This is a genomic window from Caballeronia sp. PC1, from assembly GCF_021353155.1.
Lineage (GTDB): Bacteria > Pseudomonadota > Gammaproteobacteria > Burkholderiales > Burkholderiaceae > Caballeronia > Caballeronia cordobensis.
The window spans coordinates 43,909-57,042 of sequence record NZ_JAJUBH010000006.1; the positions used below are offsets into that span (position 1 = coordinate 43,909).

Genomic DNA, 13,134 nt, shown 5'->3' on the forward strand with positions numbered 1-13,134 from the left:
AAGGCTGCTCTACACGTTTTGTTACGCATAGGGTAGTGGTAACGAAGAATTAAGGCTATATGGCTGGTCATAGGCAACCTGAGCAATCCGTCGACAATCAAACTCGGTCATGGTGCCCCGCAACTGTCGCTGATGACTGTAATCGGCATGTGGTCGATTTCCTGATCAAGGGGCCAAGCGCGGTGTCGTCGGAGCGCCGGCGATCGAAACCCGGAATCCACGTTGGGTGAGGTTTTCGAAGGCCTTCGAGAGGTTGACCTTGCTGAAAAACGGTAAGTTTTCCTTGAGCGTGGCACTATCCTCGCCCAGTATCAGGAAAACAATCTCATAATCCGCGCTCCTGAGGTTGTCCAAGGGCACGAGATCGCGTGCGGCCAAATCTACACCGCGCAGCACCGTTCGCGCCTTCTTGCGGAACGCTTTATCGCCGAGCATGATTTCAGCAGCGACACCGCCCTGAGCAAAGAGATGGCTCAGCCCGGCCGAACCGCCCTTGCGATGCTTTACGTGCACCAGTTGCTTGGCGGGAGTCAGGAGGTCGCAGAGTTCTATTGGCGATGTGGTCCGGTCGGTCTTGACGAGCTTCTTGTCCAGTAGGAAATATCCATGCGCTACGGCTGCTCGGATGTTGTAGTCGCCCTCGGACTCGATTTTTGATTTTCCTCCGTCGTCCCACACTTCAACTTCCGGGAATGCAAGCGTGGAGGTCTGAATCAAGTTCAATGTCGCGGCTATACGACCAATGAATGCTGTATCGACCTCGTACCACTTGCCATCGAAAATGATCTTCGTTTTGTCCCCGTCGACTATCTCGAAGTAGATGCAGCGATACACTGAGTGTTCGTCGATGTCGCCATCGACGTCGTGGACAAAAAGTCGGTCGCGCTTCAAGGCTTCGATGGTTAGGCGCGCTAAATCAGGAATTGTGTCGATGTAGTCGGCCGAATCGATCACGGGACGCACGCCGTCTTTATTCCGCGTAAAGCTGAAGCCTAGGATTGTGTCCCATGCACCGATCTCCGGGAGCGTGACCATAATTCCAGGATTACGCGCGGAAACGGCTTTAACCAACTGCGCGTTCAGCGAATCGATCGAGGCGTCGTCCTTTATCTTGCGGACGTTGTCCACCCACGAGAATGACGTCTTGTAGTCGTCGTTGACATAGTAGCTTTTGACGCGGCGGGCCAACCCGGGCAAATCCGCAGCTTCCATTTCGGCGCCGAAGGAAAACATCGCGTCTCCACCAGCGATATGCCTAAGGTCAACCCCGCGTTTGGGGACACCAGTCACAGCACGAAGAACATCTCGTAGGATGTCGATCCCGAAGACGCCTACTTCCGAGTCGCGAGCAGCCTGAGATTTCTTCTGAACAGGTTGGTCTTCGAGGGTGTGCAGGTCGACGCTACGCAGCGATTTTTCGTCGAGCGTGTTGAGCGCTGTGCGAAGGCCAAAGTCCTGAACGAATCGCGATTGCTCGATCAGATACCGGCCGTAACCGAATGTAAATGCGAAGATGTCGTCGTCCACTCGAAGCAGCAGTACCGCAGAACTCGATCGATTTGCGAGATCTGGTATGACTCGGCCTGCAACTTCGTCGAGCATCGAACCCCAGCTAGGCCTCTTTTCCTCACTCCGCTTTACATAAAGGACCCCGTCTATGCCCAAGTTGTTTGCCATGGGATAGTCGTTCACTGGTGCGTCAGCGAGCAGATCCGCGAACATTTGGCCCTTGTCTGAGGGCTTAGCCATAAAAAGGTTCAGGCGGCGGTAGGTTTTCGCCATCTCATTTCCCTGCTATGTTCTACTCAGGCGCGCTTCCGCATGCTAGGGAGCGTTGCCCATCTTTCAATCATGAGATTCGGAAACCGTTCGCAAATCCAAACACGATTGAATCTGTGGAGGATACGTCTCTGTTATCCGGACGGCTCTGACCGGTTCATGTGCCCGTGCCTAAATTGAACTGCTAAGCGTCAACGCTGGCCGTCTTCGGGACTCCATTCAGGCCCAGTTGGGCGCACACACCGGGACGCAAGGGTCAAGACTGACCCCGGCAGCGTCGCGTTGATCGCGGTTGCAACTTGGTACTGTTTTGTCGATTGCTCAGTTCGCTGAAGTATTCGAGCGCCACATGAACGGCGGCCGTTGCGGAAGGGCATCAGCCGCAAAATCATGACCGATGACCTCCGACAACGGTTTCCGGTTCCATCGAGGGCGAGCCTGTCTCCCCGGACTTTCGACTTGAGGCCTTATTCTCGCGCAGATGTTGCAATGATTGAATCGAGCGCGCCCGTGTTGATCACCTTGTCAACAAAGCTTTCCATCGCGTTTGCGATCGCCTTCTGAGCGGCTAAGCTTAAGGCATCGGCGCCTACCGGGCAGTTTCCGTCTTCACTTGCATGGCCTTGACCGCGGAACGTCGTGGTGATCAGTTCTTTCCCCTGCTTATCGGAAACACGAGCGCGAATTGCGATATCGACGTTTGCATCGGCGGAAGGCACCCAAAATCCGGGCGTGAAGCGAATTCGCGGGTCAAACTCGGAGAGGTCGAACTTGAAGATGATCCCATCCCGCGCGGACGGCACCGCTCCTCCATTGTTCACTACCTGAGGGAAGGCGGCTTCGACCGTCTTCGAAATGGAGCCTTGCAGCGCGTCACCAATGTACATCGGATACTTATGTGCGCCACAGGCAAATCCGGACTTGACATCTTTGCCGGCCGTAACAAGGTTTTCACTGAAAACCACGTAGGCCTTGTCCTGTCTGATCTTCGTGCTCATGACTTCGGAAGCACCCGATTGCGATGCAACTTGGACGTTATACGCACACCCCGAGAACACCGTTACTGCTGACATCACCGCGACTGCTCTAACCCACGCCATAATTCTCCCTCTTGCCTTTGGCTGATTCTTCTTATCCGGGTCACTTTCTCACAGCATGCCGTGAATGATCCCCGATGCACTTAACGGCACTGGGTGAGAATTCTTTAGAGAAGGCTTTTGGGCAGACCTTGCTGACTATCCGACTTCAACCGCCGGCATAATAGGTACCGCGTGCTCAGCCGGCAGATGCGCTTGACCAGGTTGGCGAAGGGGCTCGGCTTTTCGTGGAAGAGTCTGTGAATTGGGCGGCAGATGCGACTTGCATCGCTTTGCTCGCAACTCGGATCTAGGACGAAACTGAGAGAAGTTGCGAAGCTGTGTGCGTAGGTGCCGTTTAGATAAAGCCGCTTAGGAGGCGCGGCGGCTCCGATTGACCGCGGCGGGTCGGGAGTAAGAGTTGGCCGATGGCGGATGCGATCGCTCGGCGACTTTGGTGCCGCCAACTTCCGCAACCCGACATACTGCTGACCTAGAAGTGGGCGTCGTCGACCGTCAGCAACGGCCGAAACGAGGCCGAGAGTTCACGGCCGCCGGGATTTCACCAGCACTTGGTAACATGGTCGCAGAGCAAACTTTCCCTCTCGTCATGATCCAACATCATCCCGACCGCCTCGCCAGTCTCGTACGTGAACTTGCACGTTTGCCCAATGAAACGGAGTGGCTCGAGTTCAAGCGCAACAACGAAAAACCAGAGGCAATTGGTGAGTATATCTCTGCGCTTTCCAATTCCGCAGCTCTTGCGGACAAGGCTCATGGTTATCTGGTCTGGGGGGTGGCGGACGATACTCACGAGATAGTCGGGACCGCGTTCGAGCCACGATCAGCTAAGGTCGGTAACGAGCAACTTGAAAATTGGCTGCTGCGTCTCATCAGCCCAAAAATTCCTTTCCAGTTTCTTGAAGTGACCGTGAACGAGTTGCCCGTCGTTGTGCTCGAGGTCGGCCGCGCCTATCGGCATCCGGTCCAATTTCAGAACAACGAATTCGTCCGCATTGGTTCTTATCGGAAGAAGCTCAAAGATTTTCCTGAGAAGGAACGCGCGCTATGGCGGATCTTTGATGAGATTCCGTTTGAGGCGTTGGTTGCCGCAGGCGATGTGTCCGAAGAGGAAATCACGTCGCTGCTCGACTATCCCGCGTATTTCGACCTCGCCGAGATCCCGCTTCCTGAGAACCGATCGCTCATCGTTCAACGATTGCAGGCTGAGGGGCTGGTCATAAAAAACGCGGCGGGGAAGTGGGACATCACGAATCTCGGTGCAGTTCTCTTTGCCAAGCGCCTGGAAGACTTCCCTCACCTCAAGCGCAAGGCAGTGCGCGTGATCGCGTACGACGGTAACAGCCGAATCAGGACGTTGCGTGAGCAGATTGGCGGCAAGGGATACGGTGCGGGGTTCGAGGGCCTCATCGGTTTCGTCAATAATCTGCTGCCCTCCAATGAAGTCATTGGCCGAGCACTGCGACGTACCGTTCCGATGTACCCGGAACTGGCGATACGGGAGCTGGTCGCGAACGCGCTGATTCATCAAGATTTCTCCGTCGGCGGCGCCGGTCCCATGATCGAGATTTTCGCTGACCGCATGGAGATATCGAACCCCGGGGTCCCACTTGTAGATGTTGATCGATTTCTAGATACGCCTCCTCGCTCACGGAACGAGGCTCTTGCCTCGCTCATGCGTCGATTCGGCATTTGTGAGGAGCGAGGGAGTGGCGTCGATAAGGTGGTGTCCGAGACAGAGGCTTATCAGCTACCCGCGCCCGAGTTCGCGATCGCGCTCGAGAACACCCGTGCTTCCCTCTTCGCCCATCGTCCTCTCGCGCAGATGGATAAATCTGACCGGATTCGCGCGTGTTACCTGCACGCCTGTTTGCGCTATGTCTCGCGCGACTACATGACGAACACATCGTTGCGAGAGCGCTTCGGGATTGAGCAGCAAAATAGCGCGACGGCGTCTCGCTACATCAAAGAAGCGGTCGAGCACGGGGTCATTCGCCCCTACGATGAAGCGGCCGGCCGGAAGTATATGAAGTACGTCCCGCATTGGGCGTGAGCCACTGTCGATCTGTTACTCGCTTATTTGATCCGATATCGCAACAGCGACGCCAAATCGCTCGATCAGCGCCGCAATCCCCTTTTCAATCAACGACTTACGGTTCGACGGTTTATTTGATGGTCATTTGATCGCGGGTGTCTGAAGCAGCTTGACCATCACCCGCAGGGTCGACCAATTAGAAGAGGCCACGCTAGGTCGTGCCCGAGTCCAAACGGGCATAATAGCCTGCCACTTGTTCAAGCATCCGCTTTTTCTCCGCGGGACGTAGATCGTCGTCGTCTGAAGCGACGCGTGACCCAGCACCTTCTGCACGACATCCACCGGCACGTCATCGGCCACCGATTGGGTGCCGAAGGTGTGGCGAAAGGCGTGCGCATTCATCTGTCCAAGGCGCACCCGATCATCTAGATCCAGCGCGTCCATCGTCTCGACCAGTTCTTTCAGCATTCGACCAATCAGCCGGTTCAGCCCGTCGGCCGTGTACCCCGCATTTAGGGCGAGAAGGAGGCGTTCGCCGGTACCGCCTCGATGCCGACGTCGGGAAGCATCAGTCCAGGGAATGATGACGGGCGCGAGGAGTGGTCCGCTCGGTGCGCCGTCTACTTCGCTCGCATCGAACGCTTTGCGTCGATCGGCCCAGTGCGCGCGAAGGGCCGTCAGCGCTGCCGCACTCACCGGTACCGTGCGCTCGCGCTGTCCCTTGCCCACGATAGTCAGTTCCCACACCGGCCGCTCGAGCGTGCCGTAGAACGACGGGTTCAAGTCTTCGCGGCGGGCGATCGCTGCCTCTTCACGCCGTAGACCTGAGTCGCCCATCAACAGAATCGCAGCGCGAACCGCTCGCCACTGTCGCGCTTCGTCGGCCGCTGAACGTGCATCAAGTTCCGCGCGCAACTTGCGCCACAGCTTCGCCGGCAGGGCGCGCTCGATCTTCATCGGGCTGTGCCGTTTGACCACCACCGGATCGTTGACCGCCTTCCATGGGTTGCCGCCCAGGTACCGTACATCGACCCACCAACTGAACGCCGTGCGGAGCACTCGAACCGTGTAGCGTTGGGAATCTGAAGACAGCGCGGCCTTCCCATACGCACCAGCAGCGAAGGGCCGCCACCGCGGCGAGTGCCGCGCAAATCGCTCGCCCACAAAACGTGGGTCCGGGTTTTTCAGGAAATCCTTGTAGGCCTCACAGTCGTCCACGCGCAGATCGCTCAGCGCCTTGCCGCGCAACACGACCGCCCACAACAAAAACCGCTCGAGCTCCTTGGTGTAGGCGCGCAGCGTTTTCGGCTGAATCCCGAAAGCGGTTCAGATAGGCGCGCACCGCATCGAGGTCATGGTTCGCCTGGATGTAGCAGAAGGCTGTCGAGCGGTTTTCGCCGTGAGCGCCCGACAGCGCGCGCGGCACGACTAGCCGCTCCAGGGGAGCCAAGGTAAGTCGCCCGCCCTTCTGCTCCGACGCAAAATCCGGCACCACCTCGACGAGCTCGTCCGCGACCAGCGGCACGCCATCGTGCTCTGCCGAGTCGACGTCGAGGTCGACCGTCAGCTGCAGGGCCGCCTGCTGCTTGCGCAGCCAGCTGACGATCGCGCGCGCCCGACCGCGACCGATGCGCGGGATCGAGCGCCACCAACTGGGCCCTCGCCGGTTGCAGAATGCGATCAGCTCACCGAGCGTCGTGATCCCCTCCCCTTTCAGGCGCCGCGCAATGCGCGGACGCAACCACGCACCGATCGCGTGATCGGCGTGCGGCGCGGCGGCGGCGAGCTGCGCGGCCTCGGTGACCATGCGGAACGTGACCGCGGTGAGCTTCGGCTGGCCGTGCTGTTTGATCGACGCGCGCAGGTGCTCGGCGAGCGCGGTCGAGCCGTGGGCTAGCGCGAGCTGCACCAGCGTGTCGAGCATGTCGGTGAGATAGCGCTCCATCGCCGCGGGCGTCGCCGCATGCGGATCCTCGTCCGGGTCGTAGTAGGTGCGCGCGATGATCGCCGGCGCGATGCGCTGCACGTACGCGCGTAGCGCCGTGAAATCCTTGGTCGTGAAGCCGCGCGGGATCGCGATGTCGGCGACGTCGGTGACGGCGTTGCCGGAGGGAGTGCCTTTTCCGGAGGAGGCGCGACGCTCAGCCATGTCTGCCCTCCCCGCCTTCATCGGGCTCGTCATCGTCATCATCATCGTGGTCGCCGGGACCCGCATCAGTGTCGGCGTCGGAATCGGCGTCGTCAGCCCCGCCCCTCGGCGGCATCCGATCGGCATCCGGCGGACGGACGTGCACGCCAAGCTCGGCGAGCACGGCATGCGCCTGCGCCAGAAACACCTCGGGCCACGTGGCGCACAGAAACTCGAAGGCCACGCGCGCGTCGCGCAGCACGTCGGCCAGTCGCGTGTTCCCCGCCGTGCGCGCAGTGACGTCGAAGTCGGCGCTGTTATCCGAGTCGGCGCGCGCGCCATACATCACCCGCTGCACCAGCGCGACCGCCCCGTCGTCGGCGATGCAGTCGAGCACCGGGAGAAAGCGGGTCTCTTTATATACAGCAGCGCCGTAAGTCTCGGCGAGCGCGATCACGACCGCGAGCTCCATGCGCGTTGGCCTGAGCGGCAAGCCTCGCGGCAGCGACGGCACCGCGTGGTGGTGGGCCGTGAGCCCGGCAGCCGCAGCGGTGCGTTTCAACGCGATCACCTCGTCGACTTTCAGCACGACGTGTGCGACTTCGACGCTCGGCGCCTCGGTCTGCCAGCGATGGGAATCGTCGTGATTCGGGTCGTAATCGGGATGACGATCGGCACCGGGCGAACCGTGCGGCACGCGCTCGCCGTTTTCCTCGTCATCGTCTGCAAACCCTTGTGCCACGGGCCCTCCCCTGTCACGCGTTTTGGAATAGGGCCGATTCTACCCCTAAAACGCTATCCCGATAATATTACATTATCAGGCTTGATTCGTCATAGCTAAATTCTATTTTTGCACAATGATAGGGACCTCCCCTATTACCCGATTTGCCCTGCTTTGGCATGGCCGCTTTAAACGCCCCACGGAAAGCATAGAAAGCGACGCTCCAACTTCGAAGACGCGCTTGATCGCCTCGCGAGTTTTTCCTGGAGACCGTCGTTACGACAAATTCGCGGCCGCCCGCGACTGACCAGAACATCATTCAGCAAGATTTGCCTTCTCCAGGCTGCTTCGTAGGTATGGCGGTTGCGATGCAAGCGTTCGCCGATCCAATAATTTTTTAGGGGACAGGTAACGGACACGACCGAGGCAAACGGAATGCTGAAAGAGGCGACGGGCAAGGTACAAGAAGCCGTTGGAAGCGGCGTAGCCGATGCGATGACGCAGACCAAAGGCAAGGCTGGCCAATTGGCCGGCGCGACGCAGGAATTTGCAGGCAGCATGACGGCCATGGTTCGCGACAAAACCGAGGAAAACCCGCTGGTAGTGCTCGGTATCGTCGCTGTCTCGAGCTTTCTACTGGGCGTTCTTATTGGCAGAGTCGGCCCCAGCAGAAATTTTCTCCAATACGCAACTTCGTCAGCGACTAGCTGACTCAAGAGCGGGTCGCGGCGCTCTGGGACCATTAGACGCACGGCCGAGCGACATATGTAGGATTCATCGCTCGGTTTACCTGGCTTCCTAATCGGCAGCGGACGAGCTCAGGCCACAACTCCCGGTTCAACGTAGGCTCAAACAGTTTCTTTGACCAGAGGAAGAAGGCTGGCGGCGAATGGCGATGGAAGTCACTATATCTCGCTGGGCTCTGTGATGAAGACGGCTACATCCACGTCGTCTCGCAGTTACGAAGGCCTTGGCCTGCCGTACATGTGCTCAACTTTGATGCGAGTGATGCCCTCAAGCTTGCCAACGGCGTCACGCAGAGCGCGTACGCACACATCGCCAAGACCTTCGACGATTATCTGATGGTCGAGGATGCTGCCACAACGAACGATGGTCCATTTATGAACAACTGCACCGAAGCTTGCAAGGGCGATCGATACTGAACCGGGCACGTTACCACTTGCAGTGGTGACAAGACGAATAGTATGCGTCAACTGCAAGTCGGGCAAAACGACTGACTGACGACAGGATATTGATACCTCGTTGGCGTTCATGACTTGCTTGTCTTGGTCTAAATCCAACTAAACCGGTGCAAGCTTCGCCGCACCCGCTTCGTTGCCGTTGAATGGCCGCATCGCCTGATTGAAAGGCTTCCACCTTGCCCGGGTAGGCAGGTTGGCGTCGTGTGACCGACTCTTGATGCATGCACTACTGTTGAGGTTCGATATATCGAAAACCGTTCCATTATATCGACCTTTGCACGCGCGGACAACGCCCGAAGGCAGTCCATTCTTTTCAAGCCGGTTAAGAACTTACCCTGAGGAACTCACGCAGCACATCACAGAGCAACGAAGCTTCTCGCACTGGCCGTCCGTGATGGGTCACACGTTTGTGGCCTGCGCCGTCAGCCGCCAACGTACCAATTCCCTTCGCAAAGCGAAATGAGTTGGTCGCATGTCAAGTCTTGTCGGTTCAAGCTTGAAAGCAGACCGTTTTTGCGAATCTTATCTGCGCCAAAAATCATTTCGGCCATCGTTATGCATGCGTTCGTCGCCGGCATTGATAGATTGACCAGCGTTCCGAGATACGCGAAGAATCCAAGCCCAAAAGGAACGTCCTCGGTAAGGAAGCGTGTTGCAGTGGTCGTCGGTCCGGCCGGGCCACCATTGCGCAATTTTGCTATCTCCGCAGCGGCGTTTGCCAGACCGGTTTTCTGCGCACCGAACGATGTGCAGAAGTGGTCTTCAATGTCATTTAGTAAGTAACCAAAAGCGTCCGCAAGGCGCAGCCGCTCTTCGTCCACCGACATGATCATCTTCGAGACGTTCTCCGTCATCTGCTCGTAATGCAACCAAGCCTCTCCGTGCTCAATACGCGACATGTTCATCAACGCCAAAGGAACATGTACAACCGGGCCAGTGTTTGCAAGCGTCGAAGTCAGTATGGTTGACTGAGGAGTGAATATTGAGCCGAAAATGACCGTTAGCCTGGCGATGGCCTCGTTTATTCGATTTGCCGGAAAACTCGATACGGCGAGCTGTGGGCGAAGCGTCAGCACATCCACGCTTCTCCGATCTTTCTTCCGTGCTGTGACGAACGTTGTCGGGGATGCGCAGATAAGGGGTCTCGCAGACGTTTCCGCTACAAGACGTGCCAAAATCAACGCACTCAAAGAGACGATGGGCGTTATGACGATCATCTGGTCGTCTCGAGCATGATCTGCGATGGCACGAATTACGCTCTCGTGCCCATATCCGGGGATTGCGAAGACGACCAAGTCGGCGTTCTTCATTCCTTCGGCCAAACTAGTGCATTCCTCCACCTCGTATGAACCGTAGACCTTTCCTGATGAATGGATGACCGAAGTGGAGGATGTGAGATCCGTAGCCCCTTCGCCGGAACGCGACCAAATACTGATGCCGTGCCCCAAAGAAGCTAGATAAGAGGCGTAACCGAGCCCTAGAGACCCAGCTCCGAGAATAAGAGACGGAATCAAAAAGACACCGCTGGGGGCTGTTAAGGAAGCTCTGCAAAACTCCTTTTTGCATGGAGGATTAGGAGTACTATTAGATGGTAATGACTTGGAGGCATTGCAATGACGCAACTTCATCTCGGCTTGAACCTATCAACCAAACGTACGCGTAAGCGGGAGTTTCTGGACGAGATGAGACGAGTTGTGCCATGGTCGAGGCTGATCGCATTGATCGAGCCGCATTATCCGAAGGCGAAGACTGGTCGTCCGCCATTTCCGGTGGCGACGATGTTGCAGATTCATTTCCTCCAACAATGGTTCGGTCTGTCGGATCCAGCGATGGAAGAAGCCCTCTACGATGTACCGCTGTATCGCGAATTTGCAGGCCTCGATGGCGGGATGACCCGTCTTCCAGATGAAACGACTATCTTGCGGTTTCGGCACCTGCTCGAAGCGCATGGCATCGCTGCGCAGATCCTGGCGGTCGTCAATGGATTATTGAAGGAGAAGGGATTGATGCTTAAGGCGGGCTCGGCTGTCGACGCTACGTTGATCGCAGCGCCGAGTTCGACCAAGAACGGCTCGGGCACACGTGACCCCGAGATGCAGTCGACCCAGAAAGGCAGGAATTGGTACTTTGGCATGAAGGCGCATATAGGCGTGGACGCGGATTCAGGCATCGTTCACACGGTCATCGGCACGGCGGCTAACGAGCACGACATCAATCCGGCCCTTGCGTTGTTGCACGGTGAAGAAACGGATGTTTATGCTGACGCCGGATACCAAGGCATCGAAAAGCGTAAGCAAACGTGCTCAGCGCGATGGCATGTCGCGATGCGGCCCAGCAAGCGAAGAAAATTGAACTTGAAGGATCCCCTCGATGCCATATACGACAAGATCGAACGACTGAAAGCCGGAATTCGTGCAAAGGTCGAACATCCATTCCGAATTCTCAAGCGACAGTTTGGTTACTTGAAGACGCGATACCGGGGGCTGGCGAAGAACACGGCTCAGATCACCACATTGTTTGCGTTGGGAAATTTATGGATGATGCGCAAGGCGCTGCGCGAAGCGTAAAACACACAACTGAATGAACTCGCTCCCGTACTCTCGATGAGAGGTCACAAAGTGTGGGCCCATCGCCTCTGCCATACACAGCCCTGCTGAGCGAGAACAATCTGCCCAACGCCTATATGGTGCGCAGGCTTTTGAAACCACATTCTGCAGAGCTTCCTTAACCTTTTCGGCAAGCTGTTAACCTTTGGCCATCTGAACAACTGGAGCCAAGGATGGGCGCGCCGATTGTTGAGGACGAACTGTGGGCACTGATCGAGCCATTGCTGCCGATGCCAAAACCACGGCGCAAGAAGTATCCGGGACGGTTGCCGGTTGCGAACAGGGCTGCACTGAACGGCATCCTGTTCGTGCTCAAGACCGGTATTCGCTGGCGCGACCTGTCGACAAAATTAGGATTTGGCTCGGGCTCAACCTGCTGGAGACGGTTGCGAGACTGGCAGAAGGCGGGTGTGTGGAAGCGATTGCACGAACTACTGCTGGCGAAGTTACGCGAGGCAGGCGAACTGGACTTCTCGCGAGCAGCCGTCGACTCTTCATCTGTGCGAGCCGTTGGGGCGGGCGAAAAACTGGCCCGAACCCCACGGATCGCGCGCGACCAGGTTCCAAGCACCACATCCTGGTAGACGCCAACGGCGTTCCAGTCAGCGCGATCCTGACAGGCGCGAATCGCAACGACGTCACCCAATTGCTGCCACTCGTTGACGCCATTCCGCCGATACGCGGCGTACGTGGCCGACCTCTTCAGAAGCCCAAAGTCATCTACGCAGACCGTGGCTATGACTCCGAGACACATCGCCAGAAGCTTCGCAAGCGCGGCATCAACCCGGTGATTGCCAAGCGCCGGACAGAGCACGGGAGTGGTCTGGGCAAATTCCGATGGGTTGTCGAACGTACTCATGCGTGGCTTCACAATTTCCGTCGTCTTCGTATTCGCTTCGAACATCGCGCCGACATTCACGAAGCATTTCTAAAACTCGGTTGCTCCCTCGTCTGCTGGAACATCTTCAGACGGACGGAGCAGCCTTTTTGAATCCGTCTCTAAGAACCCGCATACGGTGAACCGGAATGAAATGCTGCTGGCAAGGGAGAGGTAACGCATCAGAGCCTCAGGGCAACGAGGCCTCTGATGAATCGGGAGCAGAAGAGACCCGCTTGAGGAACGTTTCTACGGTTTGACTGCAGCAGTCACGATGATTTCGACTAGAACCTCCGGCGCGCCCATCTCGCATTGCGCAGTCGCACGAGTCGAAGCAGCGCCCGGTGTCACCCATGCATCCCAGATTTCATTCATAGCCGCAAAGTCTGCCTTAATGTCCTTGAGCCAGATTTGCGCCGTCAGAAGGCGACTTTTGTCGGTGCCCGCCTCGGCGAGGAACTTGTCGATACGCGCCAGCGTCTGACGCGTCTGACCGCCGATATCCTGACCGCGATCTTCGGCGGTCTGGCCGCCAAGAAAAACGATTCCGTTGTACACCACGGCACTGCTGCGTCGGGCGTTCGTGTTGACGCGAACGATGTCGCTCATATTTCTGTTCCTCTCAGAAAAGGTCAAACAGCATTCAAACTGCAAGAAGGTTTCGCTATGCAGGCGAAGACAAACGAAGG

At 57.4% G+C, this 13,134-nt stretch carries 12 protein-coding genes, 1 pseudogene and 1 riboswitch; of the genes and pseudogenes, 5 read left to right on the plus strand and 8 right to left on the minus strand.

Annotation, left to right across the window (positions count from 1 at the left end):
- Positions 1 to 165: 165 nt before the first annotated feature.
- Both LY284_RS37830 and LY284_RS37835 read right to left on the minus strand, forming a co-directional pair.
- The gene (locus LY284_RS37830) at positions 166 to 1,782 is read right to left on the minus strand and encodes a TIGR04141 family sporadically distributed protein (protein WP_233392339.1); all 1,617 of its coding nucleotides are present in this window, start codon (positions 1,780 to 1,782) and stop codon (positions 166 to 168) included.
- 464 nt (positions 1,783 to 2,246) lie between these two features.
- Positions 2,247 to 2,777, minus strand: coding sequence for a hypothetical protein (locus LY284_RS37835; RefSeq protein ID WP_233392342.1), 531 nt, complete (start codon positions 2,775 to 2,777; stop codon positions 2,247 to 2,249).
- Between the two features lie 499 nt (positions 2,778 to 3,276).
- Here LY284_RS37835 and LY284_RS37840 point away from each other — a divergent pair, with 499 nt between their 5' ends.
- On the plus strand, positions 3,277 to 4,929 hold the full coding sequence (locus tag LY284_RS37840) for an ATP-binding protein (RefSeq protein WP_233392344.1): 1,653 nt from the start codon (positions 3,277 to 3,279) through the stop codon (positions 4,927 to 4,929).
- A 123-nt stretch (positions 4,930 to 5,052) separates the two neighbouring features.
- Here the strand turns inward: LY284_RS37840 and LY284_RS37845 are convergent, their stop codons facing one another.
- From LY284_RS37845 to LY284_RS37855, 3 genes are read right to left on the minus strand one after another with little or no spacing between them, the layout of a single operon-like run.
- Positions 5,053 to 6,177 (minus strand): tyrosine-type recombinase/integrase, encoded by a 1,125-nt coding sequence (locus LY284_RS37845; protein WP_233392346.1) that lies wholly within the window; start codon positions 6,175 to 6,177, stop codon positions 5,053 to 5,055.
- Entirely contained in the window at positions 6,116 to 7,105 is a 990-nt protein-coding gene (locus tag LY284_RS37850; RefSeq protein ID WP_233392348.1) for a phage integrase family protein, read from the minus strand. Before LY284_RS37850 ends, LY284_RS37845 begins: the two co-directional genes overlap by 62 nt.
- Positions 7,053 to 7,781: a hypothetical protein gene (locus LY284_RS37855; RefSeq protein WP_233392350.1), complete on the minus strand. Its 729-nt coding sequence runs from the start codon at positions 7,779 to 7,781 to the stop codon at positions 7,053 to 7,055. Before LY284_RS37855 ends, LY284_RS37850 begins: the two co-directional genes overlap by 53 nt.
- A gap of 414 nt (positions 7,782 to 8,195) precedes the next feature.
- Here LY284_RS37855 and LY284_RS37860 point away from each other — a divergent pair, with 414 nt between their 5' ends.
- Positions 8,196 to 8,471 carry a CsbD family protein gene (locus tag LY284_RS37860; protein WP_008343732.1) on the plus strand — a complete coding sequence of 92 codons (276 nt, stop codon included), beginning with the start codon at positions 8,196 to 8,198 and terminating at the stop codon, positions 8,469 to 8,471.
- A gap of 248 nt (positions 8,472 to 8,719) precedes the next feature.
- Here the strand turns inward: LY284_RS37860 and LY284_RS37865 are convergent, their stop codons facing one another.
- Positions 8,720 to 9,034: a hypothetical protein gene (locus tag LY284_RS37865; protein ID WP_144403568.1), complete on the minus strand. Its 315-nt coding sequence runs from the start codon at positions 9,032 to 9,034 to the stop codon at positions 8,720 to 8,722.
- 47 nt (positions 9,035 to 9,081) lie between these two features.
- Positions 9,082 to 9,188, minus strand: a riboswitch (SAM-I-IV-variant riboswitch).
- A gap of 196 nt (positions 9,189 to 9,384) precedes the next feature.
- Entirely contained in the window at positions 9,385 to 10,590 is a 1,206-nt protein-coding gene (locus LY284_RS37870; RefSeq protein WP_233392353.1) for an NAD/NADP octopine/nopaline dehydrogenase family protein, read from the minus strand.
- On the opposite strand from LY284_RS37870, the gene LY284_RS37875 reads away from it, so the two are divergent.
- From LY284_RS37875 to LY284_RS37880, 3 genes and pseudogenes are all read left to right on the plus strand, one after another.
- Positions 10,576 to 11,529, plus strand: a complete 954-nt coding sequence (locus LY284_RS37875) for an IS5 family transposase (RefSeq protein ID WP_233392355.1) — start codon at positions 10,576 to 10,578, stop codon at positions 11,527 to 11,529. The genes LY284_RS37870 and LY284_RS37875 overlap by 15 nt on opposite strands.
- A 269-nt stretch (positions 11,530 to 11,798) precedes the next feature.
- A pseudogene (locus tag LY284_RS39485) lies at positions 11,799 to 11,936 on the plus strand (transposase); the annotation flags it as partial.
- Positions 11,937 to 11,980: 44 nt separating this feature from the next.
- On the plus strand, positions 11,981 to 12,559 hold the full coding sequence (locus tag LY284_RS37880; RefSeq protein WP_309885782.1) for an IS5 family transposase: 579 nt from the start codon (positions 11,981 to 11,983) through the stop codon (positions 12,557 to 12,559).
- A 135-nt stretch (positions 12,560 to 12,694) separates the two neighbouring features.
- Here the strand turns inward: LY284_RS37880 and LY284_RS37885 are convergent, their stop codons facing one another.
- Positions 12,695 to 13,054, minus strand: coding sequence for a RidA family protein (locus LY284_RS37885; RefSeq protein ID WP_008343736.1), 360 nt, complete (start codon positions 13,052 to 13,054; stop codon positions 12,695 to 12,697).
- Between the last annotated feature and the right edge of the window lie 80 nt (positions 13,055 to 13,134).